A 23,784-nucleotide genomic window follows, 5' to 3' on the forward strand; every position below is an offset into this window, starting at 1 on the left:
GGGGGACGGCCCCGCCCGCTTTCCTTTAGGAGGCGGCGTGGATCGGGTGCTTCCCTTTCGCTTTGCGGAGGAGGAGGGGGTCTTCTGGCTTCTGGACCAGAGGCGCCTGCCCCAGGAGGAGGTTTACGTCCCGGTGCGCACCGCCCGGGAGATGGCCCAGGCCATCCGGGACATGGTGGTCCGGGGGGCGCCGGCCATCGGCGTCTCCGCCGCCTTCGGCATGGTCCTGGCCCACCTGGCGGGGGAGGACCTCGAGGAGGCGGACCGGAGGCTCAGGGCGAGCCGCCCCACGGCGGTGAACCTCTTCCACGCCCTGGACCGGATGCGCCCCTTTTGGGGGGACCTGGCGGGAAGCCTCCTCGAGGCGCGGCGCATCTGGCGGGAGGTGGAGGAAACGGAGGCGGCCATCAGCCGCCACGGCGCCCAGGTCCTCTGGGGCCAGGTCCTCACCCACTGCAACACGGGTCCCCTGGCCACGGGCGGCTACGGCACTGCCCTTGGGGCCATCGTGGAGGCCTACAGGCTTGGGCGGGTGCGGCACGTCTGGGTGGACGAGACCAGGCCCTACCTCCAAGGGGCCCGCCTTACCGCCTACGAGCTCCAGAAGGCGGGGGTACCCGCCACCCTGATCACCGACAGCATGGCGGGCTGGCTCATGGCCCGGGGGGCCGTGGACGCGGTGGTGGTGGGGGTGGACCGCATGGCCCTGAACGGGGACTTCGCCAACAAGGTGGGGACCTACGCCCTCGCCGTGCTGGCCCACCACCACGGGATCCCCTTCTACGCCGCCTTGCCCCTTTCCTCCGTGGACCCCCGGTTGGCGAGCGGGGAGGGGATCCCCATAGAGGAACGCTCCCCGGAGGAGGTGGTGGCCTTCCGCGGCGTACGGATCGCCCCCGAGGGGTTTCCCGCCTACCACCCCGCCTTTGACGTGACGCCCCACCGGTACCTCACGGGGATCATCACGGAGAAGGGGGTCCTCTACCCCCCCTTCGCCGAGGGGTTGCGGCGTGCCTTGGGGCTGGATTGAGGCCCTGCTGGGCCACGCCTGCCCGGGGTGCGGGGGGCCCTTGGACCTTCCCGCCCTCTGCGGGCGTTGCCGGGCGGGCCTCGAGGCCTTTTCCACGGGGGAGATGGTCTACCTGGGCCACTACGCCCGGGTGGGCCCCTTGGTGCGGGCGCTGAAGTACGGGAGGCGGGAGGCCTTGGCCCGGGCGCTGGCCGAGCCCCTGGCCCGGGCCGTGGCCGCGAGGGGGTGGCGGCTCCAGGGCGTCACGGCGGTGCCCACCCTGCCCCACCGGCTCGCCCTCAGGGGCTACAACCCGCCCGAGGTTTTGGCCCGGGCCCTCGCCGGGGCCCTAGGGGTGCCCTACCGCCCGGTGCTCTTCCGGAGGCGGTACACCCCGGGCCAGCCCACCCGGGGCTTCAAGGAGCGCCGCCTCCTCCCGGGCGACCTCTTCGGGGCCCGGGTGCGGGTGGAGGGGGCCTGGCTTTTGGTGGACGACGTCCTCACCAGCGGGGCCACCTTTCTCCGGGCCCGGGGAGCCCTCCTCGAGGCGGGGGCCGCCTACGTCTACGGGGCCTTCCTGGCGGTGCGGGACCCTGGGGCCTTGGGGCCTTACCGATAAGCCCCTGCGCTCCGGCCTCAGTAGTAGGCGCTCGGGTCCACGAAGCGGGTGGCGTCCCCCGTGCGGAGGGCCACGCGGAACTCCAGCTCGTTGGGCTGGATGAGGAGGCCCCCGCCCAGGTAGCCGATCACCTGGCCCCGGCGCACCCGGTCCCCCTCCTGCACCAAAGGGGCCTGCAGGTTGGTGTAGACGGTCGCCAGCTCTTCCGTATGGACCAGCATCACCGTGTAGCCCAGGTTGGGCAGGTACAAGACCCCGGCCACGTACCCGTCGGCGGCCGCCTGGACCGGGCTTCCCGGGGCGGGGGCGGCGATGACCTGGAAGGGGCCTTCCTTCCCGTAGGGGACGGCGATCCGTCCCCCGGGGACGGGGAAGGCGAGGCGGCCCACCGTGGCCGGAAGAGGGGGCGGCGGGACCACCACGCTGGCCTGGGCGGCCCGGCGGGCCTCCTCCTCCCGGCGCCGCCGTTCGGCCTCCTCCTGGAGGGCCTTTAGGCGTTGACGTTCCTCCAGGAGCCGCTTTTGCAGCTCGGCCAGGCGGCTTTGGAGCTGGGCCCGCTCCTCGAGGGCGTCCCGCAGCAGGGCCTTCTTGCCCGCCTCCTCCTGCCTGAGCTCGGCGAGGACCGCTTCAAGCCCCCGCCGCTTCGCTTCCAGCGCCCGCTGCGTCTCGGCAAGCTCCGCCTCCTTGGCCGTGAGGGACTGGACCAGAAGCTCCAGCCTCGCCTTCTCCTCCCTAAGGGCCTTCAGGGTGGCCTGGAGGGTCTTCACCAAGGCGGTGTCCTGGCGGGAGATGTACCCCACCCAGCGGGCCCGGACGGCGAGGTCGGTGAAGGACTCGGCCCTAAGCAAGGGAAGGTAGCGGCCTGCCCGCTCCCGGTGCAGGCTCACCATGAGGGCCTGGAGCCTTTCCCGCAGGGCCTCGAGGTCCTTCTCCAGCTTGGCGATCCGGGCCTCCGTTTGCCGCACCTCCTCCTCGAGGCGGTCCGCCTCTTGCTTGAGCCGCCGCCTTTCGGCCTCGAGGCGGGCGATCTCCTTTTCCAAGGCCGCCTTTTCCCCGAGGAGGTTCTTGAGCCTTTGGGAGATCTGGGCGAGCTCCCGGTTCAGCGCCTGGATGCGCTTCGCCGCCTCCTCCTCCAGGGCCCGGGCCCGGGCGGCCTGGGCCTCCAGGGCCTGGACGCGCCTTTCCTGGGCCACGAGGTCCTGGCCCCAGGCGGGGGCGAGGAGGAGGAGGACAAGGAGGAGGAGGCGGCCCACCTCACACCTCCCGCAGGTGGGCCCGGCTTGCGGCGAAAGCCCCGCCTGCGCCCAGGACGAGGGCCAGGAGGAGGACGAGGCCCGCCGTCCGCCCCAGGTCCTCGGGGGAGAGGACGGGGACGAAGGGCAGGAGGGTCTGGACCGCCTGGGCCAGGGCCCGGTAGAGGAAGGCCCCCACGGCCACGGCGAGAAGCCCCGCGCCCAAGGTGAGGAACGCTCCCTCCACGACGAAGGGGGCCTGGATGAACCGCCGGGTGGCGCCCACGAGGAGCATGATGCCCAGGGCCTCCCGCCGGCTCTCCACCGACAGGCGGATGGCGCCCATGACGCTGAAGAAGGTGTTGAGGAGGAGAAGCCCCACGAGGACCAGCATGGCCACGCGGCTACCCTGGAGGAGCTGGACGAGCCTTTCCGTGATCTCTCCCCCGTACTCCACCCCTTCCACCCCGGGGAGGCGGGCGAGGCGCGCCGCCACCCGCCGCACCGCCTCGGGTTCCCTAAGCCGCAGGCGCAGGGTGTCGGGCAGGGGGTTTTCCACCAGGTCCTTGGCCTCCGCCAGATAGGGGTAGTCCAGGACCAGCTGGGCCAGGGCCTCCTCCCTGGTCTGGAGCCGGGCAGAGGCCACCTCGGGCCACCCTTGGATCTCGGCGAGGAGGCCTTCCACGTCCGCCTTGGGGCCGAGGAAGGCGGCCACCTCCAGCTCCCGCTCCATGGTCTGGACCACCCGCTCCAGGTTCCAGAGGAGGAGCCCCAGGAAGTAGAGCAGGGTGAAGGAGACCAGGGCGGTGAAGAAGGTGGCGAGGCTTGCCGTGGGGTGGCGGAAGACCTGCTTTAGCCCCTCGCGGATGGCGTACACGCCCCCATCTTACGGGCTTTGCCTTAGAGCTCCTGAAAGTTCCGGGGAAAACGGGAGAGGAGCTCCACGCCGCTTTCGGTGAGGAGGACGAGCTCCTCAACCCGCACGCCGCCAAGCCCCGGCAGGTAGACCCCGGGTTCCACCGTCACCACCATGCCGGGCTCCAGGACGTCCTCGCCGTAGGGGGAGAGGCTCGGCCCCTCGTGGACGGCGAGGCCCACCCCGTGGCCCAAGGAGTGGACGAAGTAGCGGTCCAGCCCGTGGGCCTCCAGCACTTTTCGGGCCACCGCGTCCACCTCCTTGCCCGGCTTCCCGGGGGCTAAGGCGGCGAGGGCCGCCTCCAGGGCTTCCGCCACCGCCTCGTAGGCCCGGCGGAGTTCCTCCTTGGGCCTGCCGAGGGCGAAGGTGCGGGTCATGTCCGAGTGGTACCCCTCAAGCCGCGCCCCGAGGTCCAGGGTGACGAGCTCCCCTTCCTTAAGGCGCTTCTCCGAGGCCCGGGCGTGGGGCAGGGCCCCCCGCTCCCCGGAGGCCACGATGGGGGGGAAGGCCGCCCCTTCGGCCCCCCGCCTTTTGAGGAAGAACTCCACCTCCAGGGCGATCTCCCGCTCCTCCACCCCCGGCCTGAGGAGGGGGAGGACGTGGGCCAGGGCCTCCTCCGCCAGGGCCTGGGCCCTGCGGATCCTCTCCACCTCCTCCGGGGTCTTTCGGAGCCTGAGCCTTTCCACCACCCCCTTGGTGGGCACCCACTCGGCGGGGACGAGCTCCCTCAGGCGCTCTAGGGCGGCGTAGGGGAGGTGCTCGGCCTCAAAGCCCACCCGGCCCTTCAGGGTCTTGAGGAGGGCCTCCCGTTCCTCCCGCTTGAGGACCTTGGCGGGGATGCGGCTTTCCCTTTCGGCCTCCGGGTAGCGGGGGTCGGTGAGGAGGAAAGCCCCTTCCCCCGTGATCAGGACCTGGGCGTCCTCGGGGTGGGGGAAGCCCGAAAGGTAGCGGACGTTCTCCGGCCGGGTGACGAGGAGGGCGTCAAGCCCGAGGGGCTCTAGGAGGTCCTTCGGCAACACGGGGGCACTATACCCCAAGGCCCCTCCCCCCGGTAAAGCTTAGGGAGGCCTTTGCGGGGTCCCCATGCTGGCTTGCGCCAGCATCGGGGGGTTCACTCCGCCCGGGCCAGGTGGAAGACCGCCTTGCCCTCCTCGTCCTCCACCCGGGCCTCAAACCCGCCGAAGAGGCCCTCCCCGAAGGCGGTGGCCAACACCTCCTCGGCGATCCAGGACCCGTGCCGCTTCAGGGCCTCGAGGTAGGGGCCCTCCGCCTCGTAGCCCACCCGGATCCGGTCCGAGACCCTGAGGCCCATGTCTTTGCGGGCTTGCTGCAGGAGGCGGATGAGGTCGCGGGCGAGGCCCTCCATGCGGAGGGCTTCCGTGACCTCCACCTTGAGGGCGGCCACGTACCCGTCCTTCTCCAGGGCCTGGTAGCCCTTGGGGGCCTCGGCCTCGAGGAGGACCTCCTCCGGGAGGAGGGTGAGGGCCTCGCCCTCCACCTCCAGGGGGATGGCCTCGCCCTTAAGCGCCAAGGCGGCGGCGCGCTCCCTTTCCCTCTGCAGGGCCTCCCGGATCTTGGGGACGAGCTTGCCGTACTTCCTCCCCAGGAGCTTGAGGTTGGGCAGGACCCTGTAGGAGAGGATCTCCTCCCCGGGTTCCAGGACCCGGACCTCCTTGACGTTGAGCTCCTCGGCGATCTCGTGGGCGAAGCGCTTCAACCCCTCCCGCTCTAAGGGGGTGGGGGCGGTGACGAGGAGGAGGGGAAGGGGGGTGCGGGTCTTGACCCCGCTTTTCGCCCGGGCCGCCCGGGCCAGGTCCACCACCTTGAGCACCGCCCGCATCTGGGCCACCAGGGCCTCGTCGGCCAGGGCCGGGTCGGCCTCGGGCCAGTCGGCGAGGTGGACGCTCTCCTTGGCCTCGGGCCGGACGCTCCGCACCAGGTTCTGCCACAGGACCTCGGCGAGAAAGGGGGTGAAGGGGGCGGCGAGGGTGGCCACCAGGACGAGGGCCTCGTAGAGGGTGGCGTAGGCCGCCTCCCGGTCTAAGGCGTCCTCGTTCTTCCAGAAGCGGCGCCGGTTCCTGCGGACGTACCACTGGGAGAGGTCCTCCACCACGAAGTCCCTCAGGGCGCGGGCGCTCGTGGTGGGGTCGTAGGCCTCGAGGGCCTCCGTCACCCTCTGGATGAGGTCCTGCATGCGGGCGAGGAGCCAGCGGTCCATCTCGGGCCGCTTCTCGGGGGGAGGGGGGTTCTTGAGGTCGGGCCGGTCCAGGTTGGCGTAGGTCACGAAGAAGCTGTAGACGTTCCAGAGGGTGAGGAAGTAGTCCCGCACCGTTTCCCGAACCAGGTTGGGCCCGAAGCGCCGGTCGGCCTCGGGAGGCGCGGAGACGTAGATGTACCACCTGAGGGCATCCGCCCCGAACTCCCGGATGATGTCCCAGGGGTCCACCACGTTCCCCTTGGACTTGGACATCTTCTGCCCCTTTTCGTCCAGGATGAGGCCGTGGCAGATCACGTTCTTGAAGGCGATGGAGCCGAAGAGCATCACCCCGAGCTGGTGGAGGGAGTTGAACCAGCCCCGGGTCTGGTCAATCCCCTCGGCGATGAAGTCCGCGGGGAAGCTCTCCCGGAACGCCTCTTGGTGCTCAAAGGGGTAGTGCAAGGCGGCGAAGGGCATGGCCCCGGAGTCGTACCAGACGTCAATGACGTAGGGGACGCGGCGCATGGTCCCGCCGCATTCACAGGCGAGCTCCACCTGGTCCACGTAGGGGCGGTGGGGGTCAAAGGGCTCGGGGAGGGGCTTCGTGGCCCTTTCCCTTAGCTCCTGGAAGCTCCCGATGGCCTCCTCCTTGCCGCACGCCTGGCAGACCCAGATGGGGAGGGGTGTCCCCCAGTAGCGGTTGCGGCTTAAGGCCCAGTCCACGAGGTTCTTGAGCCACTCCCCGTAGCGGCCCTCCTTGATGTGGGGGGGCACCCAGTGGATCTCCTGGTTCTTGCGGATGAGCTCGTCCTTGAAGAGGGTGTTTTTGATGAACCAGCTCTCCGTGGCGTAGTACATGAGGGGGGTGGAGCACCGCCAGCAGTGGGGGTAGCTGTGGAGGTAGCTTTCCTCCTTGAAGAGGAGGCCCCGCCCCCTCAGGTCCCTTAGGATCGCCCGGTTGGCCTCGCGGAAGAAGAGGCCCTTAAACGGCTCCACGAGGAGCTTCCCCTCCTCGTCCACGGTCTTCAGAAGGGGAAGCCCGTAGACCCTCGCCGTCTCCAGGTCCTCGGCGCCGAAGGCGGGGGCCTGGTGGACGATGCCCGTCCCGTCCTCTTGGCTCACGTAGTCGGCAAGGACCACGAAGTAGCCCTTCTCCAGGGCCTGGGGGTAGGGGGGGGTGTAGGGAAGGCCTTCCAGGGCCTTGCCCGGGAAGGTGTTGAGGACCGGGGTTTCCTCGCCCAAAAGCTTCCTCCCCAGCCCCTCCTCCAGGATCAGGGCCTCGTCTCCCACCTGGAAGGCGGCGTAGGTGTATTCCGGGTGGACCGCCGCGGCCACGTTCCCGGGCAGGGTCCAGGGGGTGGTGGTCCAGATGAGGAGGCTCGCCTCCTTAAGGCCCAGCCGTTCGGGGGTCTTCAAGGGGAAGCGGACGTAGACCGAGGGGTCTTGGATCTCCTTGTAGCCCAGGGCGACCTCGTGGGAGGAGAGGGGGGTGCCGCAGCGGGGGCAGTAGGGCACCACCTTGTGGTCCCGGTAGAGGAGGCCCCGGTCAAAGAGGTTCTTCAGGCTCCACCAGATGCTCTCAATGTAGGTGGGTTCCAAGGTGGCGTAGGCGTTCTCCAGGTCCACCCAGTAGGCGATGCGCTCGGTAAAGGCCTCCCACTCCTTCTCGTAGGTGAAGACGGACTCGCGGCAGGCCTGGTTGAAGCGCCCGATGCCGTAGGCCTCAATCTCCCGCTTGCTCTTGAGGCCGAGCTTCTTCTCCACCTCCAGCTCCACGGGAAGCCCGTGGGTGTCCCAGCCCGCCCTCCGGGGCGCGTAGTAGCCCCGCATGGTCTTGTAGCGGGGGAAGAGGTCCTTGTAGCTCCGGGCCTGGGCGTGGCCCACGTGGGGGAGGCCGTTGGCGGTGGGAGGGCCCTCGTAGACGGTGTAGCGGGGACCGCCTTTGCGGTTTTCCACGCTCTTTTGGAAGATCTTTTCCCGCTTCCAGAAGGCCAAGACCTCCTCTTCCAGCTTGGGAAAGTTGGGCTCGCCGACCTCCTTGAACATCTCCCACCTCCTAGCAAAACGCCCGCGCCCGAAGGCGCGGACGAAAGCCACGAAAGGCTTCCGCGGTACCACCGCGCTTCCTGGGGAAGCCCCCAGGCCCTCGTTGGGGCGCGATCACGGGCGCCACCCGGCGGGCATTACTCGGGGCCTTGGGCCCCTTTCCTCCCGCGGCTCCGGGGCGATCTTCCCGCCTGCCCTCACCGCCGGGCTCCCACCCTCCCCGGCTCGCTTGGGGCTCTTGGGCAGGGGTACTCTCCCCATCCTCGCCTTTACACCGCCTGCTTTCTGGGGTAAAATCCCCCGTCGGCGGCTAAGCCCATGCTAGCAGCCCATGCCCTGGCTTGACAACGCCCGCCCGGGGCCTGCTAGACTGAGGCCAAGCCGAAACCTTCCCACGCCACAAGGAGCCGGTCATGGAGCTTTACTTGGACACCGCGAGCTTGGAGGAGATACGGGAGATCGCCGCTTGGGGGGTGCTCTCCGGGGTGACCACCAACCCCACCTTGGTGGCCAAGGCCTTCGCCGCCAAGGGGGAGGCCCTGACCGAGGAGGCCTTCGCCGCCCACCTACGGGCGATCTGCGAAACGGTGGGCGGCCCGGTTTCGGCGGAGGTGACGGCCCTCGAGGCCCCCGCCATGGCGGCGGAGGGCAGGCGGCTTGCCGCCATCCACCCCAATATCGTGGTCAAGCTCCCCACCACCGAGGAAGGCCTCAAGGCCTGCAAACGGCTTGCCGCCGAGGGGATCAAGGTCAACATGACCCTGATCTTCTCCGCCAACCAGGCCCTCCTCGCCGCCCGGGCTGGGGCCAGCTACGTGAGCCCCTTCCTGGGGCGGGTGGACGACATCTCCTGGGACGGGGGGGGGCTTCTTCGGGAGATCGTGGAGATGATCCAGGTCCAGGACCTTCCCGTCAAGGTCATCGCCGCCTCCATCCGCCACCCCCGGCACGTCACCGAGGCCGCCCTTCTGGGGGCGGACATCGCCACCATGCCCTACGCTGTTTTCAAGCAGCTCTTGAAGCACCCCCTCACGGACATCGGCCTTAAGCGTTTCTTGGAAGACTGGGAGAAGGTGAAGCCATGAGGAGGAAGGAAACCCTTCAGGAAACCCCCCTCACCTACCAGGAGCTCGCCAGCAAGATCCTGCCCGAGCTCCACCTCCTGGCCCAGGAGGCGGGCATTGAAGGCTACAAGCGCATGAAGAAGGACCAGCTCATCATGGCCCTCCTGGAGCGGCAGACCCAGGGAGAGGGGCTGAGGCTGGTCAAGGGCTACCTGGAGATCAGCCAGGACGGGTACGGCTTCCTCACCGAGAACCTCCACAACCTGGAGTCCCGGGTGGCCATCGTCTCGGCGGGGCTCATCAAGCAGTACGCCCTGAGGGCCGGGGACTACGTGGTGGGCCAGGCCAGGCCGCCCCGGGAGAACGAGCGCTACGCCACCCTCCTCAAGGTGGAGGCGGTGAACAACCTGGACCCCGAGGCCGCCAAGAGCCGCCCCCGCTTTGACGAGCTCATCCCCCAGTTCCCCGACCGGCAGATCCGGCTGGAAACCACCCCGGACGAGCTCTCCACCCGGGTCATTGACCTCCTCGCCCCCATCGGCCGGGGCCAGCGCGGCCTCATCGTGGCCCCCCCCAAGGCGGGGAAGACCACCCTCCTCAAGAAGATCGCCAACGCCGTCCTCAAGAACGAGCCCGACATCAAGGTCATCGTCCTCCTCATTGACGAGCGCCCCGAGGAGGTCACGGACTTCCGGGAAAGCGTCCAGGGGGCCGAGGTCATCGCCAGCACCTTTGACGAGCCGCCCCAGAACCACATCCGGGTGGCCGAGTTCGTCCACGAGCGGGCCAAGCGCATCGTGGAGGAGGGGGGGCACGTGATGATCCTCCTGGACTCCATCACCCGCCTGGCCCGGGCGAACAACCTGGTGACCCCGCCCACGGGGCGCACCCTCTCGGGCGGCCTGGACTCCGCCGCCCTCTACTTCCCCAAGCGCTTCCTGGGGGCGGCCCGGAACATCCGTGGGGGCGGGAGCCTCACCATCCTCGCCACCGCCCTCGTGGAGACGGGTAGCCGCATGGACGACGTGATCTTTGAGGAGTTCAAGGGGACGGGCAACATGGAGCTCCACCTCTCCCGCCGCCTGGAGGAGCGGCGCATCTTCCCCGCCATTGACATCCTCAAGTCCGGCACGAGGCGGGAGGAGTTGCTTCTCGGCGAGGAGGTTACCCACAAGATGTGGCTCCTGCGCAAGGTCCTGGCAGACATGGACCCCGCGGAGGCCATGGAGATGCTCCTCGCCCGGCTCGCCCGCACCAAGAACAACAAGGAGTTCCTGGCCTCCCTGGCTGCCCGCTGACCCCTTTGGGTTTCCGCGGAAACCCTCTGCCGGGGCCTCCCTGGGGGCTTGGGCTCCCGGCGGGTGGTATGCTAAGGCCAGGTGCTTCGGCACCTCCTTCGGGGCGGGGTGGAAGTCCCCACCGGCGGTGAAAGCCCGCGAAGCCCCTAAAGGGGCCCGACCCGGTGGAATTCCGGGGCCGACGGTGAAAGTCCGGATGGGAGAAGGAGGGCCACTTGCGCGACCTGGACGAGCGCTTTCTGCGAAGAGCCTTGCAGCTGGCCGAGCGCGCCCGGGGCCACACGAGCCCGAACCCCCTGGTGGGGGCGGTGCTGGTAAAGGAGGGGCGGATCGTGGGGGAGGGGTTCCACCCCCGGGCGGGGGAGCCCCACGCCGAGGTCTTCGCCCTCCGGCAGGCGGGGGAGGAGGCCCGGGGGGCCACGGCCTACGTGACCCTCGAGCCCTGCGACCACCATGGCCGCACCCCGCCCTGCTCCTTAGCCCTCCTCCAGGCGGGGGTTTCCCGGGTGGTGGTGGCGGCCCGGGAGGAAAACCCCGTGGCCAAGGGGGGGCTTGAGCGCCTGCGGGCGGGGGGGGTCCAGGTGGAGGCGGGCCTTTTGGAGGCCGAGGCCCGGGCCCAGAACGAGGTCTTCTTCGCCGTGCAGAGAAAGGGCCTTCCCTTCGTCCTCCTCAAGGCGGCCCTCACCCTGGACGGGAAGGTGGCCGCCCCTTCGGGGGACGCCCGCTGGATCTCCTCGGAGGCGAGCCGCCGCGTGGCCCACGCCTACCGGCAGTGGCTTCCCGCCGTGATGGTGGGGGTGGGGACCGTCCTAAAGGACGACCCCGCCCTCACCGTGCGGGAGCCCGACTTCCGCCCCTTCCCCCTCATGGTGGAGCCCCCGCCCCTCCGCGACCCCCTCAAGGTGGTCCTGGACACCGAGGCCCGCACCCCCCCCACGGCCCGCCTTTTCCGGAAGGGCCCCAGGGGCGAGCCCGCCCGGGTTCTGGTCTTCGTGGGGGAGGGGGCCCCGAGGGCGCGGGTTTCGGTCCTGGAGGAGGCGGGGGCCCGGGTGGTGGCCCTTCCCCGGGAGGGGGGGCGGGTGGACCTGCAAAAGGCCCTCGCCTTCCTCCTGGAGGAGGGGGTGGACGGGGTGCTCCTGGAGGGAGGGCCGGGGCTTGCCGGGGCCTTTCTGGAAAGGGGCCTGGTGGACAAGCTCGCCCTCTTCCTCGCCCCCAAGCTCCTGGGGGAGGGGAGGGGGCTTGCCGAGGGCTTTAGGGTGGAGCGGATGGCGGAGGCCCTCCGCCTGCGCCTTGCCCGCAGGGAGTGGTTGGGGGAGGACCTCTGGCTCGAGGCCTACCCGGAGGGATAGATGTTCACGGGACTCGTGGAGGAAACGGGGGAGATCCTGAAGGTGGAGGAAGGGCCCTTCCTCCGGGTTCATATCGCCGCCCGGAGGGTGCTGGAGGACCTCAAGGTGGGGGACTCCGTGGCCGTGGACGGGGCCTGCCTCACCGCGGTGGCGGTGGAGGAGGGGGGGTTTTGGGTGGAGCTCGCCCAGGAGACCCTGCGCCGCACCGCCCCCACCTGGCGGGTGGGGCACAGGCCCAACTTGGAGCGGGCCCTGAAGGTGGGGGACAGGCTTGGGGGGCACTTCGTCACCGGGCACGTGGACGGGGTGGCGAGGCTTTTGGAGGTGCGGGAGGCCCCGGGGGCCAAGGACTTCTACTTCCTCCCCCCCAAGGGGCTCGCCCCCTACATCGCCGAGAAGGGGAGCGTGGCCCTGAACGGGGTCTCCCTCACGGTGGCGGGGCTTGCGGGGGAGGCCTTCTGGGTCACCCTCATTCCCCACACCCTCGAGGTGACCAACCTGGGGAGGCTTCGCGTGGGGGATGGGGTGAACCTCGAGGTGGACCTCATCGCCCGTTACGTGGCGCGGCTTTTGGGGAGAGCGTGATGGAAGGCATCGCCAGCGTCAAGGAACTCCTGGAGGAGCTCAAGGCGGGCCGCCCCGTGATCCTGGTGGACGACGAGGACCGGGAGAACGAGGGCGACCTCATCATGGCGGCGGAGCACGTGACCCCGGAGTGGGTGAACTTCATGCTCAAGGAGTGCCGGGGCCTCCTCTGCGTGGCCCTCACGGAGGAAAGGGCCAAGGCCCTGGACCTCCCCCTCATGGTGGAGAGGAACCAGGACCCCCAAGGGACCCGCTTCACCGTGAGCGTGGACGCCCGGGGGACCACCACGGGGATCAGCGCCTTTGAGCGGGCGGCCACCATCAGGCTCCTCGCCGACCCCGAGGCCACGGCCCAGGACTTCCGCCGCCCGGGGCACGTCTTCCCCCTGGTGGCGAGGCCCGGGGGGGTCTTGCGCCGCGCCGGGCACACGGAGGCCACGGTGGACCTCCTCCGCCTCGCCGGCCTCACCCCGGTGGGCAGCCTCATTGAGATCCTCAAGGAGGACGGCACCATGGCCCGCCTGCCCGACCTCATGGAGTTCGCCAAAAGGCACGGCCTCAAGGTGGGCACCATCGCCGACCTCATCCGCTACCGCCTGGAGAAGGGGGACCTCTACGTGCGGCGGGAGGCGGAGGCCCTGCTCCCCACCCGCTTCGGGGAGTTCCGCATCCTGGGCTACCGCGACACCCTCACGGGGGAGGAGCACGCCGCCTTGGTCATGGGGGCGTGGGACCCCGAGGAGCCCGTCTTGGTGCGCATGCACTCCGAGTGCCTCACCGGGGACGCCCTCCACTCCCTGCGGTGCGACTGCGGCTTCCAGAGGGATTTGGCCCTGCAGCGGATCGCCGAGGAGGGGAAGGGGGTCTTGGTCTACCTGAGGCAGGAGGGGCGGGGGATCGGCCTCGTGAACAAGATCAAGGCCTACCACCTCCAGGACCAGGGGCTGGACACGGTGGAGGCCAACCTGGCCCTGGGGTTTCCCCCGGACCTCCGGGACTACGGCGTGGGGGCCCAGATCCTCTACGACCTCGGGGTGCGGAAGATGCGCCTCCTCACCAACAACCCCCGCAAGGTGAAGGCCCTTTCCGGCTTCGGCATAGAGATCGTGGAGCGCATCCCCTTGAGGGCCGGGGACAACCCCCACAACGAGCGCTACCTCCAGGCCAAGAAGGAGAAGCTCGGGCACTGGATGGACTGATCCTACCCCAGGCCCGGGTAGCATGGGGCCATGCTCCGCCTCCTGCGGGGAGCGGTGCTCCTCCTCTTGGTTCTGGCCTTTTTGGATCCCAAGGGGTCCTTGCCGGGCCGGGTGGTCTACCTCCTGGACTTCTCCCCCTCGGCCCGGGAGAGCGTCTTCGCCCTGGCCCCTCGCCTTCCCCGGGATGGGGTCTACGTGGCCTTCGCCGAGCGGGCCGCCACCCTGCCCTCGCCCACGGCGAGAAGGCTGGACCTCGGGGAGGGGACGGACCTCCGGGAGGCCTACAAGGAGGCCCTCCGCCACCGGCCAAGCCGGGTGGTCCTGGTCTCCGACGGGCTTTTGGAGCCCATCCCCCCGCCCTTTCCCCTGGACGCCCTTTACGTCCCTCCAAGGCCTTACGTGGCGGTGCGGCTCGTCCCCCCGGCCTACCCCCTCTACGGGGAGACCGTGGGGGTGGGGGTGGTGCTGGAGGCCCCCGCGCCCGCGGAGGCGAGGCTTAGGGTGGAGGGGCCTGGGGGGGTTTTGGAGAGGACCTTGAGGGTGGAGGGGAGGAAGGCCCTCGTCTACACCTTTTCCCTCACGGAGAAGGCCAGGGTGCAGGCGGTGGCGGAAGGCCCCTGGGGGCGGAGCGAGGCGGCGGTGGAGGTGGCCCCCGCGGACCGGGCCAAGGCCTTGGTCCTCGGGGATGCGGCCCTCGCCCGCTACCTCGAGGCCCAGGGCTTCCAGGTGGAGGAGGGCCCCTTCCGCCTCCCCCTGGAGGCCGACCTGGTGGTCGTGGGGGTGGGGGTTTTGGACCTCCCCGAGGGGGCGCCCGAGGCCCTTAAGGCCTTCCTCCGCCAAGGAGGCGGCCTCCTTTTCACCGCCACCCCGAAGGGCCTCTTCTTTGGGGGCTGGGACCGGGCTTTGCCCGAGGAGCTTCCCCTAAAGCCCCTGGGCCGGGAGGGGGCGGCCTTGGTCCTTGTCCTGGACGTTTCGGGAAGCATGGAGGGGGAGAAGCTCGCCTTGGCGGTCTCCGCCGCCTTGGCCCTCGCCCGCACCGCTACCCCGGAGGACTACCTGGGGGTGGTGGTCTTCGCCTCCGGCCACCGGGTCCTCTTCCCCCCGCGGCCCATGACCGACCGGGCCAGGAAGGAGCTGGAAACCCTCCTCCTCTCCTTGCGGGCTGGCGGGGGCACGGTCATGGGCGGGGCGCTCCGGGAGGCGTTCCGCCTCCTCGAGGGGGTGCCCCGGTCCCGGAAGGGGGTCCTGGTCCTCACCGACGGCCAGGTGGCGGACGACCGGGAGGTCCTCCTTGCTCTCGCGGAACGGAGCGGGGTGGAGGTCTCCGCCATCGCCCTGGGAGGGGACGCCGACGCCCCCTTCCTCGAGGCCCTGGCCCAAAGGGGCGGGGGGCGGTTCTACCGGGCGGCCTCCCCCAGGGAGCTTCCCCGCCTCTTCCTGCGGGAGGGGCAGGAGGTCTTCCGGGGAGAGGCCCTGGAGGGAAGGTTCCCCGTGGAGGCCAGGCCCCACCCCCTCACCGAGGGCTTCCGCTTTCCCCCCCTTTCCGTCCTCCTCCCCGCGAGGGCCGAGCCTTGGGCCGAGGTCCTCCTCACGAGCGGCGAGCGGGCCGTCCTCGCCGTGGGGGAGCGGGGGGAAGGGAGGGTTGCGGCCCTCGCCACGGACCTCTCCCGCTCCTGGCGGGACTTCCCCGAGGCCTCCGCCTTCCTCGGGGGGCTTTTCCGCTGGCTCATCGGGGCGAGGCGGGCCCTCGCCCTCTACGCCTACCCGGAGGGGGAGGGGGTGAGGGTGGTGGCCTTGGGCCCCCTGGAGGCGCCCGAGCTCCTCTCGGGAGGGGCGAGGCGGCCCATGGTTCCCACCGGGCCCCTCCGCTTTGAGGCCCGGGTGGAAGGGGAGGGGGTGCTTTTGGACAGGGGGCTCCGCCTCCCCCTCGCCCTTCCCCTCCCGGGGGAGTGGAGCCCGCGGGACGGGCGGGAGGTCCTGAGGGCCTTGGCCGAGGCCTCGGGGGGCAGGCTCCTCGCGGGCCCGGCGGCCTCCTCGGGGAAGGAGGCCCTTCCCTTGAGGCCCTTCCTCGTGGGCCTCGCCCTGGCCCTCTTCCTGTTGGAGCGCTTCCTGGAGGCCCGCCTTGACAAGGGGGCTTCCTGGGCCCTACTTTAGGGCGGGTATGCGCGAAGGGCCCTTGCCCTCGAGTCCCGAGCGCTGAGGGCCGCCTCCGGGCGGCCTTCGGCGGGAAAGGAGGCCGCCTGTGGAGGAAAAGCTGACCGTTTCCCTCCAAGAAGCGTTGCAGGAAGGGGACACCCGGGCCCTCCGGGAGCTCTTGGAGGAGGTCCACCCCCAGGACCTCCTCGCCTTCTGGGACGAGCTTAAGGGAGAGCACCGCTATGTGGTCCTCACCCTCCTCCCCAAGGCCAAGGCCGCCGAGGTCCTCTCCCACCTCTCCCCGGAGGAGCAGGCGGAGTACCTGAAGACCCTTCCCCCCTGGCGCCTGAGGGAGATCCTGGAGGAGCTCTCCTTGGACGACCTCGCCGACGCCCTCCAGGCGGTGGGGAAGGAGGACCCCGCCTACTTCCAGCGCCTCAAAGACCTCCTGGACCCGAGGACGCGGGCCGAGGTGGAGGCCCTGGCCAGGTACGAGGAGGACGAGGCGGGCGGGCTCATGACCCCGGAGTACGTGGCCGTGCGCGAGGGGATGACCGTGGAGGAGGTCCTCCGCTTCCTGCGCCGGGCCGCCCCCGACGCCGAGACCATCTACTACATCTACGTGGTGGACGAGGAGGGTCGCCTCAAGGGGGTGCTCTCCCTGCGGGACCTCATCGTGGCCGACCCCAGGACGCGGGTGGCGGAGATCCTGAACCCCAAGGTGGTCTACGCCCGCACGGACACGGACCAGGAGGAGGTGGCCCGCCTCATGGCCGACTACGACTTCACCGTGCTGCCCGTGGTGGACGAGGAGGGCCGCCTGGTGGGGATCGTCACCGTGGACGACGTCCTGGACGTCCTGGAGGCCGAGGCCACGGAGGACATCCACAAGCTCGGCGCCGTGGACGTGCCCGACCTCGTCTACAGCCAGGCGGGCCCGGTACAGCTTTGGCTCGCCCGGGTGCGTTGGCTGGTGATCCTCATCCTCACGGGGATGGTCACGAGCTCCATTCTCCAGGGGTTTGAGGGCGTCCTCGAGGCCATCACCGCCTTAGCCTTCTACGTCCCGGTCCTCATCGGCACCGGGGGGAACACCGGCAACCAGTCCGCCACCCTCATCATCCGCGCCCTCGCCACCCGGGACCTGGACCTCAGGGACTGGTGGCGGGTCTTCCTCAAGGAGGTGGCGGTGGGCCTCCTCCTGGGCCTCACCCTAAGCCTCCTCCTCCTGGGCAAGGTCTACTGGGACGGCCACCCCCTCCTCCTCCCCGTGGTGGGCCTGTCCCTGGTCCTCATCGTCTTCTTCGCCAACCTGGTGGGGGCCATGCTCCCCTTCCTCCTTAGGCGCCTCGGCGTGGACCCGGCCTTGGTGTCCAACCCCCTGGTGGCCACCCTCACGGACATCACCGGCCTCCTCATCTACCTCTCCGTGGCCCGCCTGCTTTTGGAGGCGGTATGAGGCTTCGGATGCGCGTGGAATGGAGCCGGGGAAGCCCCCACCGCTACGCCTGGGAGGGGGGAAGGCTTCGCTTCGTGGGCCAAGACCGCCCCGCCCCCGTGAACTACGGCCTTCTCCCGGGCCTCCTGAACCCCGCCGACGGGGAGGAGGTGGACGCGGTCTACCTGGGGCCGCCCCTGCCCCCGGGGGAGGAGGCGGAGGGCCTTTTGCTGGGCATGGTGGCCCTGGCCGACGGGGACCACAAGCTCCTCCTGGCCCAAAGCCCCGAGGGCCTGGACCCCCAGGAGGCCGCCCGCCTCCTCGCCTGGTTCTCCCCGGAACGCAGGCCCACCCTCCTGGGGCCTGAGGAGGCCGGGGCCTGGGTGAAGGGCCTAAAGGAGGAGCAGGACCGGCGCCTCGGGGCCCTCCTGGGCCTCGCCGTGGGGGACGCCCTGGGGGCCCAGGTGGAGGGCCTATCCAAGGGCACCTTCCCGGAGGTTCGGGAGATGCGGGGCGGGGGGCCCCACCGCCTTCCCCCCGGGTTCTGGACGGACGACACGAGCCAGGCCCTCTGCCTCGCGGAAAGCCTCTTGCAGCGGGGGTTTGACCCCAAGGACCAGATGGACCGCTACCTGCGCTGGTACCGGGAGGGGTACCGGAGCGCCACCGGGACCTGCTTCGGCCTCGGCCACGCCACCAGGAGGGCCCTGGAGCGCTACGCCGCCACGGGCGACCCCTACCAGGGGGACGAGGCGGGGGCGGGAAACGGGCCCTTGATGCGCCTTGCTCCCCTGGTCCTCGCCTACGAGAACCACCCTGATCTCCTTTCCCTGGCCCGCCTCTCCGCCCGCACCACCCACGGGGCGAGGGAGGCCCTCGAGGCCACCGAGGTCCTCGCCTGGCTCCTCCGGGAGGCCCTCAAGGGGGCGCCCAAAGAGGCCCTCCTCGCCCTTAAGCCCTTCCGGGAGGCCGACCTCCACCCCGCCCTGAAGCGGGTGGTGGAAGGAGGGTTTTGGGAGGCGCCGGAGGAAGGCCCGGGCCACGCCCCCGGGACCCTGGCCGCGGCCCTTTGGGCCTTCGCCCGGGGGCGGGACTTTGAGGAAGGCATGGTGCTGGCCGTGAACCTAGGGGGGGACGCGGACACCGTGGGGGCGGTCTACGGCGAGCTCGCCGGGGCCCACTACGGCAAGGAGGCCATCCCCGAGCGCTGGCTTAGAGCCCTCCACCTAAGGGAGGAGATGGAGGCCCTGGCCCTCGCCCTCTACAGGATGAGCATGGCGTCCCCCAAGGAGTAGAAGCGGTAGCCCTCCTCCACCGCCAGGCGGTAGGCCTTAAGGGTCCGCTCCCTCCCCAAGAAGGCGGCCACCAGCATGAGGAGGGTGGAGCGGGGCAGGTGGAAGTTGGTGAAGAGGGCGTCAACGACCTTGAAGGTATAGGGGGGGCGGATGAAGAGCCGCGTCTCCCCCTCGCCCGCCACCACCCCGACCCCTTCCCGGTAGGCGCTCTCCAGGGCCCGGACCACCGTGGTGCCCACGGCCACGACCCGCCGCCCCTCCGCCTTGGCCCGGTTCACGGCCTCCGCCACCTCCTCGGGGATGGCGTAGGGCTCGGCGTGCATCTCGTGCTTCTCAGGGTCCCCCTTCACCGGGCGGAAGGTGCCCGGGCCCACGTGGAGGGTGAGGAAGCGAAGCTCCACCCCCATCCCCCGGAGCCTCTCCAAAAGCTCTGGGGTGAAGTGGAGGCCGGCGGTGGGGGCGGCCACGGACCCCGGGCGTTTGGCGTAGACCGTCTGGTAGCGCTCCATGGGGATCTTGGCCTTGATGTAGGGGGGAAGGGGCACCTCCCCCACCTCCTCCAGGTGGGCTATGAGGTCGCCTTGGAAGCGGAGGAGGCGCACCCCGTCCTCCTCCACCCCCACCACCTCCGCCTCGAGGCCCGGGACCGGGGCCAGGTCCTTGGGGGAGAGGAGGAGAAGCCGGGTCCCGGGGGGCGCCTTTCTCGCGGGGCCCAAAAGGGCCTCCCAAAGTCCCGGGGAGCGCTCCCTCACCAGGAGGATCTCCACCTTTCCCCCCGTGGGCTTCCTGGCGAGAAGCCTCGCCGGGATCACCTTGCTCTCGTTGAAGACGAGGACGTCCCCCGGGCGCAGGAACTCGGGCAGGTCCCGCACCCGCTTGTGCGCCACCCGGAAGGGGCCTTCCCGGTAGACCACCATCATCCGGGCCATGTCCCGGGGCTCCACCCCTTCCTGGGCGATCTGCTCGGGAGGGAGGTGGTAGTCGTAGGCTTCCAGGCCTTCCATGGCTAGCGCTCAGGCGACCGAGGCTCCATGAAGGCCCCGGGGATCTCGGGGAGGTGGGTGAAGCGGTCCACGGCGTCAATGAGCCTTTGGGCCGTGGTCTCCCGGAAGGCGATGACCTCCACCCGGATGCCCCGCTCCATCAGGACCTCGAGGATCTCCACGAAGTCCCCGTCCCCGCTCCCCAGGACCACCACGTCCAGGTAGGGCATGAGGCGCACCATGTCCGCGGCGATGCCCATGTCCCAGTTGCCGGAGTAGATGGGCCGCCCCCCTTCCCCCGTCTCCTTCACCGTGAGGTACATCCGGCGGACCTTGTACCCGATGGTGGAAAGCTTGTAGATGAAGGGCCAGGCGGAGGTGTCCCCCTCCTTCTCCACCACGTAGGCGGTGGCCCGCACCAGACGTCTTCCCCCCACGGCGAAGCGCAGGAGGCTCTCAAAGTTGACGTTGCGCTCGTAGTAGTCCCGGGCCGAGTGGTAGAGGTTCTGGGTGTCCACGAACACCCCTACCCGCTGCTCCTGGTAGTGGCCGAGGGGTTCCGCCATCGGGGTCCATCATACCGCCTGGGCCTCTTGGGAGAGGGCCCGGACGCGCTCGGCGAGCTCCCGCGCCACCTCCTCTGCCCCTTCTTCCGCCTCCACCATGACCCGGATCACGGGCTCCGTGCCCGAGGGGCGGACGTTTACCCGGCCTCTTCCCCCTAGCCGGGCCTCGGCCTCGCGGACGGCCTCCCCAAGCCTCGGGTCGGCCATCACCTTGGCCTTGTCGGAGACCCGCACGTTGAGGAGCACCTGGGGGTAGAGGGGAAGCGCCTCGTACCAGTCGGCGAGGTCCCCGCCCAGGGCCTTGAGGGCCTTCAGGGTGAGGAGGGCGGTGAGGAGGCCGTCCCCCGTGGTGTGGTGGCGGAGGAAGATCACGTGCCCCGAGGGCTCCCCTCCCAGGGCCAGGCCCGTCTCCTTGAGCTTCTCCAGGACGTACCGGTCCCCCACCGCCGCCCGGTGGAAGGCGAGGCCCCTTTCTCTTAGGGCCACCTCCAGGGCCATGTTGCTCATCACCGTCCCCACCACCCCCTTCTCCCCAAAGGCCAAGGCGGCGAGGTAGAGGACGTGGTCCCCGTGGAAGAGGCGCCCCTTGCGGTCTATGAACTGCACCCGGTCCCCGTCCCCGTCAAAGGCGAGGCCCAGGTCCAGCCCGAGCTCCACCACGAAGCGGCTCAAGGCCTCGGGGTGGGTGGAGCCGCACCCCCGGTTGATGTTCCGGCCGTCCGGGGTGTTGAAGAAGGCCATGACCTCGGCCCCCGCCTTCTGGAAGAGCTTGGGCCCGATGCGGTAGGTGGCCCCGTGGGCGAGGTCCAGGCCCACCTTGAGCCCCGTGAGGTCCGGGGCGTGGGCGAGGAGGAAGTCCAGGTACATCCTCTCCGCCTCCCGGAAGTCCCCCACGGTGCCGATGCCCCGGGTGGGGTGGTCTTCCGAAAGAAGCCGCTCAATCTCCTCCTCGGCCTCGTCGGGAAGCTTCTCCCCCGTGGGCCCGAAGAACTTGATGCCGTTGTCCTGGTAGGGGTTGTGGCTCGCCGAGATCACCGCCCCCGCCGTGGCCTTGAGGGCCTTGGTGAGGTGGGCGACCCCGGGAGTGGGGAGGACCCCCAGGTGCTCCACCCGCACCCCCTGGCTCATGAGCCCCGCGGCCAAGGCAGCCTCCAGGAGGTCCGAGGACTCCCGGGTGTCCTTGGCGAGGAGGACCACGGGCCTCTTCTCCTGGGTAAGGAAATAGGCCCCCGCCGCCTGGCCGAGCTTTAGGACGAAGTCCGGGGTCAAGGGGGGCTTTCCCGCCTCCCCCCGCACCCCGTCGGTGCCGAAGTAGCGCCTCATGGCGGCCACTATACCAGGGCTCCTTTAGCCCTTGGCGGAAAGCCAGTCCTCCCCCATCCCCACCTCCACCTCCAGGGGCACCGCCAGGGGGTAGACCCCTTCCATCACCTCCTTGGCCAGGGCGGCCACCTCCTGGGCCCGGTCTTTAGGCGCCTCCAGGACCAGCTCGTCGTGCACCTGGAGGAGCATGCGGGCCCCCGTCCCCTGGAGGCGGGGGAAGAGCTTCACCATGGCGAGCTTCATGAGGTCGGCGGCGGTGCCCTGGACGGGCATGTTGAAGGCCATGCGCTCCGCGGCCTCCCGGACGCTCTTCACCCGGGCGTTGAGGTCGGGCACGTAGCGCCTTCTTCCGAAGAGGGTCTCCACGTAGCCCCGCGCCCTCCCCTCCTCCAGGGTCTTCTCTATCCAGGCCTTCACCTTGGGGAAGCTCTGGAAGTAGCGCTCAATGAAGGCCACCGCCTCCTCGTAGGGGATGGAAAGCTCCTGGGAGAGGCGGTGGGCGGACATGCCGTAGAGGACCCCGAAGTTCACCGTCTTGGCCGCCCGGCGCATCAGGGGGTCTATGGCCTCCGGGGGGACGCCGAACATCCAGCTTGCGGTCTGGGTGTGGATGTCCTTCCCCTCCTGGAAGACCCTTATCAGGTTCTCGTCCCCGGAGAGGTGGGCGAGGACCCGGAGCTCTATTTGGCTATAGTCCAGGGCCAAAAGGAGGTGGCCCTCCTCGGCCACGAAGGCCCGGCGGATCCTCTGGCCCAAGGGGGTGCGGACGGGGATGTTCTGCAGGTTGGGGTCGGAGCTAGAAAGCCTCCCCGTGGCCGTGGCCGTCTGGTTGAAGCGGGTGTGGAGGCGGCCTGTCTTGGGGTGGACGAGGCCCGGGAGGGGGTCTATGTAGGTGCTCTTGAGCTTGGTGAGCTCCCGGTACTCCAGGATCTTCCCCACGATGGGGTGGGCCTCGCGGAGGGCTTCCAGCACCGCGGCGCTGGTGGAGCGCTTGCCCGTCTTCTCCGTCTTGCCGATGGCGGGAAGCCCGAGCTCGTCAAAGAGGACCCTTTCCAGCTGGTCCCGGGAGTTCAGGTTGAAGGGGTGGCCCGCCAGGCGGAAGACCTCCTCCTCTAGCCTCTTTATCTCCGCCTCCACCTCCAGGGAGAGGGCCTTTAGGTAGGCCACGTCCAGCCGGACCCCGGTGGCCTCCATGTGGGCCAGGACCCGGGAGAGGGGCCTTTCCACCTCGTAGTAGAGCCAAAGGAGCCTCTCCTCCCCCTGGAGGCGCCCGAGGAGGTTCTGCTGGAGCCTCTCCGAGAGGAGGGCCCGCTGGGCGGCGTCCTCCGTCCACTCCCCCCCGTAGCGCCGCGCCACCCCCTCGGGGGTGGTGTTGGAGGGGTCCAGGAGGTAGGCGAGGAGCATGGGGTCGTCCCCCGGCACCAGGTCCAGCCCTTCCCTCGAGGCCAAGACGGCGAGGTCCTTGGCGAGGAGGCCCCGGACCTCCTTGAGGTCCTTTAGCCCCGCCAAGGGGTCCTCCGCCCGGTGCACCCGGCCCTCCTTGCAGGCGGCGAGGGCCTTGAGCTCGGCCCACATGGGCTCGGGCCGGGAGAGGAGGAAGCCCACGAAGGCCCCTTCCGGCGGGGGCCAGGGGGCCTCCTCCAGGGGGGCGGGGGCCTCCAGGAGGCCGAACTCGTGGAGGAGGCTACCGAACTCCAGCCTCTCCAGGAAGGCCCTAAGCCCCTCCCGGTCGGGCTCCCGTCCCTGGGCGAGGTTCACCTCCAGGGGGAGGTCGGCGCGCACCCGGGAAAGCTTCAAGGAGAGCCTGAGGTCTTCCAGGTGGGCCTGGATCTTCTCCCGGACGCTTTCCGGCTTCACCCGGTCCAGGTTCTTGAGGAGGTTTTCCAGGCTTCCCCACTCCTTGAGGAGCTTGAGGGCGGTCTTCTCCCCGATGCCCTTGACCCCGGGGAGGTTGTCTGAAGGGTCCCCCACCAGGGCGCGGAAGTCCACCCACTGCTCGGGCCTGAGGCCGTACCTCTCCCAAAGCCACTCCGGGGTGATGAGGTGGCCCTCGGGGTGGAGGATGTGGACGCGCTCGGAAAGGAGCTGGTAGAGGTCGCGGTCGGCGGTGAGGATGCGCACCTCGTACCCCTCCCCTTCCGCCTTCTTGGCCAAGGTGGCGAGGACGTCGTCCGCCTCGTAGCCGGGGACCTCGAGGCGGACTAGCCCCAGGAGGTCCACGAGCTCCTTGATGAGGGCAAGCTGTCTCGGAAAGTCCTCGGGGGTGGGGGCCCGGCCCGCCTTGTAGGCCTCGTAGGCCTCGTGGCGGAAGGAGGGGGCCTTGGCGTCAAAGACCACGAAGACGGCCTTGTACCCGTCCTCCTTCAGGGCCTTGACGAGGCTTTTGGCGAAGCCGTACACCGCCTGCACCGGCTCGCCCCGGCTCGTGGTGAGGCCTTTGAGGGCGAAGAAGGTGCGGTAGGCCAGGTGGTGGCCGTCCACCAGGAGGACCCGGCCTTTGGGTTCAAAGAGGGGCAGCATCGGCTCCAT

The 23,784-nt window shown here is 70.0% G+C and carries 18 protein-coding genes and 1 riboswitch; of the genes, 10 read left to right on the forward strand and 8 right to left on the reverse strand.

Annotation, left to right across the window (positions count from 1 at the left end; genetic code table 11):
- Nucleotides 1–37 precede the first annotated feature (37 nt).
- Together mtnA and TthTMY_RS05650 are read left to right on the forward strand one after the other, a co-directional pair.
- Entirely contained in the window at nt 38–1,030 is a 993-nt protein-coding gene (mtnA, locus tag TthTMY_RS05645) for an S-methyl-5-thioribose-1-phosphate isomerase (protein WP_096410583.1), read from the forward strand.
- Complete coding sequence (locus TthTMY_RS05650; protein ID WP_096410584.1) at nt 1,011–1,628, forward strand: ComF family protein; 618 nt, start codon at nt 1,011–1,013, stop codon at nt 1,626–1,628. Before mtnA ends, TthTMY_RS05650 begins: the two co-directional genes overlap by 20 nt.
- Nucleotides 1,629–1,645: 17 nt before the next feature.
- On the opposite strand, the gene TthTMY_RS05655 is transcribed toward TthTMY_RS05650, so the two are convergent.
- From TthTMY_RS05655 to ileS, 4 genes are all read right to left on the reverse strand, one after another.
- Nucleotides 1,646–2,881: a murein hydrolase activator EnvC family protein gene (locus tag TthTMY_RS05655; RefSeq protein WP_096410585.1), complete on the reverse strand. Its 1,236-nt coding sequence runs from the start codon at nt 2,879–2,881 to the stop codon at nt 1,646–1,648.
- Nucleotide 2,882: 1 nt separating this feature from the next.
- On the reverse strand, nt 2,883–3,737 hold the full coding sequence (locus TthTMY_RS05660) for a cell division protein FtsX (RefSeq protein ID WP_096410586.1): 855 nt from the start codon (nt 3,735–3,737) through the stop codon (nt 2,883–2,885).
- A 23-nt stretch (nt 3,738–3,760) separates the two neighbouring features.
- Nucleotides 3,761–4,795, reverse strand: coding sequence for a M24 family metallopeptidase (locus TthTMY_RS05665; RefSeq protein WP_223903519.1), 1,035 nt, complete (start codon nt 4,793–4,795; stop codon nt 3,761–3,763).
- Nucleotides 4,796–4,887: 92 nt separating this feature from the next.
- The gene (gene ileS, locus TthTMY_RS05670; protein ID WP_096410587.1) at nt 4,888–8,019 is read right to left on the reverse strand and encodes an isoleucine--tRNA ligase; all 3,132 of its coding nucleotides are present in this window, start codon (nt 8,017–8,019) and stop codon (nt 4,888–4,890) included.
- A gap of 413 nt (nt 8,020–8,432) precedes the next feature.
- Between ileS and fsa the strand changes: the two genes are divergently transcribed.
- From fsa to TthTMY_RS05710, 8 genes are all read left to right on the forward strand, one after another.
- Complete coding sequence (gene fsa, locus TthTMY_RS05675; protein ID WP_096410588.1) at nt 8,433–9,104, forward strand: fructose-6-phosphate aldolase; 672 nt, start codon at nt 8,433–8,435, stop codon at nt 9,102–9,104.
- Nucleotides 9,101–10,381, forward strand: coding sequence for a transcription termination factor Rho (gene rho / locus TthTMY_RS05680; protein WP_096410589.1), 1,281 nt, complete (start codon nt 9,101–9,103; stop codon nt 10,379–10,381). The genes fsa and rho overlap by 4 nt, the downstream gene beginning before the upstream one ends.
- Nucleotides 10,382–10,471: 90 nt before the next feature.
- A riboswitch (FMN riboswitch) is annotated at nt 10,472–10,593 on the forward strand.
- A gap of 3 nt (nt 10,594–10,596) precedes the next feature.
- Complete coding sequence (gene ribD / locus TthTMY_RS05685) at nt 10,597–11,730, forward strand: bifunctional diaminohydroxyphosphoribosylaminopyrimidine deaminase/5-amino-6-(5-phosphoribosylamino)uracil reductase RibD (protein ID WP_096412906.1); 1,134 nt, start codon at nt 10,597–10,599, stop codon at nt 11,728–11,730.
- Nucleotides 11,731–12,315 (forward strand): riboflavin synthase, encoded by a 585-nt coding sequence (locus tag TthTMY_RS05690; protein ID WP_223903520.1) that lies wholly within the window; start codon nt 11,731–11,733, stop codon nt 12,313–12,315.
- A complete protein-coding gene (locus TthTMY_RS05695) occupies nt 12,315–13,514 on the forward strand; it encodes a bifunctional 3,4-dihydroxy-2-butanone-4-phosphate synthase/GTP cyclohydrolase II (protein ID WP_096412909.1) in 1,200 nt (399 codons plus the stop codon). Before TthTMY_RS05690 ends, TthTMY_RS05695 begins: the two co-directional genes overlap by 1 nt.
- Before the next feature lie 30 nt (nt 13,515–13,544).
- Complete coding sequence (locus tag TthTMY_RS05700; RefSeq protein WP_223903521.1) at nt 13,545–15,668, forward strand: VWA domain-containing protein; 2,124 nt, start codon at nt 13,545–13,547, stop codon at nt 15,666–15,668.
- 88 nt (nt 15,669–15,756) lie between these two features.
- Nucleotides 15,757–17,109, forward strand: coding sequence for a magnesium transporter (gene mgtE / locus TthTMY_RS05705; RefSeq protein WP_096410590.1), 1,353 nt, complete (start codon nt 15,757–15,759; stop codon nt 17,107–17,109).
- Nucleotides 17,110–17,117: 8 nt separating this feature from the next.
- Nucleotides 17,118–18,383 carry an ADP-ribosylglycohydrolase family protein gene (locus tag TthTMY_RS05710; protein WP_223903522.1) on the forward strand — a complete coding sequence of 422 codons (1,266 nt, stop codon included), beginning with the start codon at nt 17,118–17,120 and terminating at the stop codon, nt 18,381–18,383.
- Here the strand turns inward: TthTMY_RS05710 and queA are convergent.
- From queA to polA, 4 genes are read right to left on the reverse strand one after another with little or no spacing between them, the layout of a single operon-like run.
- A complete protein-coding gene (gene queA / locus TthTMY_RS05715; protein WP_096410591.1) occupies nt 18,350–19,387 on the reverse strand; it encodes a tRNA preQ1(34) S-adenosylmethionine ribosyltransferase-isomerase QueA in 1,038 nt (345 codons plus the stop codon). The two genes, TthTMY_RS05710 and queA, sit on opposite strands and share 34 nt — an antisense overlap.
- 2 nt (nt 19,388–19,389) lie before the next feature.
- Nucleotides 19,390–19,932 (reverse strand): NYN domain-containing protein, encoded by a 543-nt coding sequence (locus TthTMY_RS05720; RefSeq protein ID WP_011173134.1) that lies wholly within the window; start codon nt 19,930–19,932, stop codon nt 19,390–19,392.
- A 9-nt stretch (nt 19,933–19,941) separates the two neighbouring features.
- A complete protein-coding gene (gene glmM / locus TthTMY_RS05725; RefSeq protein ID WP_096412915.1) occupies nt 19,942–21,255 on the reverse strand; it encodes a phosphoglucosamine mutase in 1,314 nt (437 codons plus the stop codon).
- A gap of 24 nt (nt 21,256–21,279) precedes the next feature.
- Nucleotides 21,280–23,784: a DNA polymerase I gene (polA, locus tag TthTMY_RS05730; protein ID WP_223903523.1), complete on the reverse strand. Its 2,505-nt coding sequence runs from the start codon at nt 23,782–23,784 to the stop codon at nt 21,280–21,282.

The sequence above is a fragment of the Thermus thermophilus genome, from assembly GCF_019974155.1.
GTDB classification, from domain to species: Bacteria; Deinococcota; Deinococci; order Deinococcales; family Thermaceae; genus Thermus; species Thermus thermophilus_C.

What these genes read in the sequence shown, in the direction of transcription:
- TthTMY_RS05700 (WP_223903521.1), top strand. Translation starts at nt 13,545, where the DNA reads ATGCTCCGCCTCCTGCGGGGAGCGGTGCTCCTCCTCTTGGTTCTGGCC.
- TthTMY_RS05720 (WP_011173134.1), bottom strand. Translation starts at nt 19,932, where the DNA reads ATGGCGGAACCCCTCGGCCACTACCAGGAGCAGCGGGTAGGGGTGTTC.
- TthTMY_RS05695 (WP_096412909.1), top strand. Translation starts at nt 12,315, where the DNA reads ATGGAAGGCATCGCCAGCGTCAAGGAACTCCTGGAGGAGCTCAAGGCG.
- fsa (WP_096410588.1), top strand. Translation starts at nt 8,433, where the DNA reads ATGGAGCTTTACTTGGACACCGCGAGCTTGGAGGAGATACGGGAGATC.
- polA (WP_223903523.1), bottom strand. Translation starts at nt 23,784, where the DNA reads ATGGAGCCGATGCTGCCCCTCTTTGAACCCAAAGGCCGGGTCCTCCTG.
- rho (WP_096410589.1), top strand. Translation starts at nt 9,101, where the DNA reads ATGAGGAGGAAGGAAACCCTTCAGGAAACCCCCCTCACCTACCAGGAG.
- TthTMY_RS05710 (WP_223903522.1), top strand. Translation starts at nt 17,118, where the DNA reads ATGCGCGTGGAATGGAGCCGGGGAAGCCCCCACCGCTACGCCTGGGAG.
- ileS (WP_096410587.1), bottom strand. Translation starts at nt 8,019, where the DNA reads ATGTTCAAGGAGGTCGGCGAGCCCAACTTTCCCAAGCTGGAAGAGGAG.
- TthTMY_RS05690 (WP_223903520.1), top strand. Translation starts at nt 11,731, where the DNA reads ATGTTCACGGGACTCGTGGAGGAAACGGGGGAGATCCTGAAGGTGGAG.
- glmM (WP_096412915.1), bottom strand. Translation starts at nt 21,255, where the DNA reads ATGAGGCGCTACTTCGGCACCGACGGGGTGCGGGGGGAGGCGGGAAAG.
- queA (WP_096410591.1), bottom strand. Translation starts at nt 19,387, where the DNA reads ATGGAAGGCCTGGAAGCCTACGACTACCACCTCCCTCCCGAGCAGATC.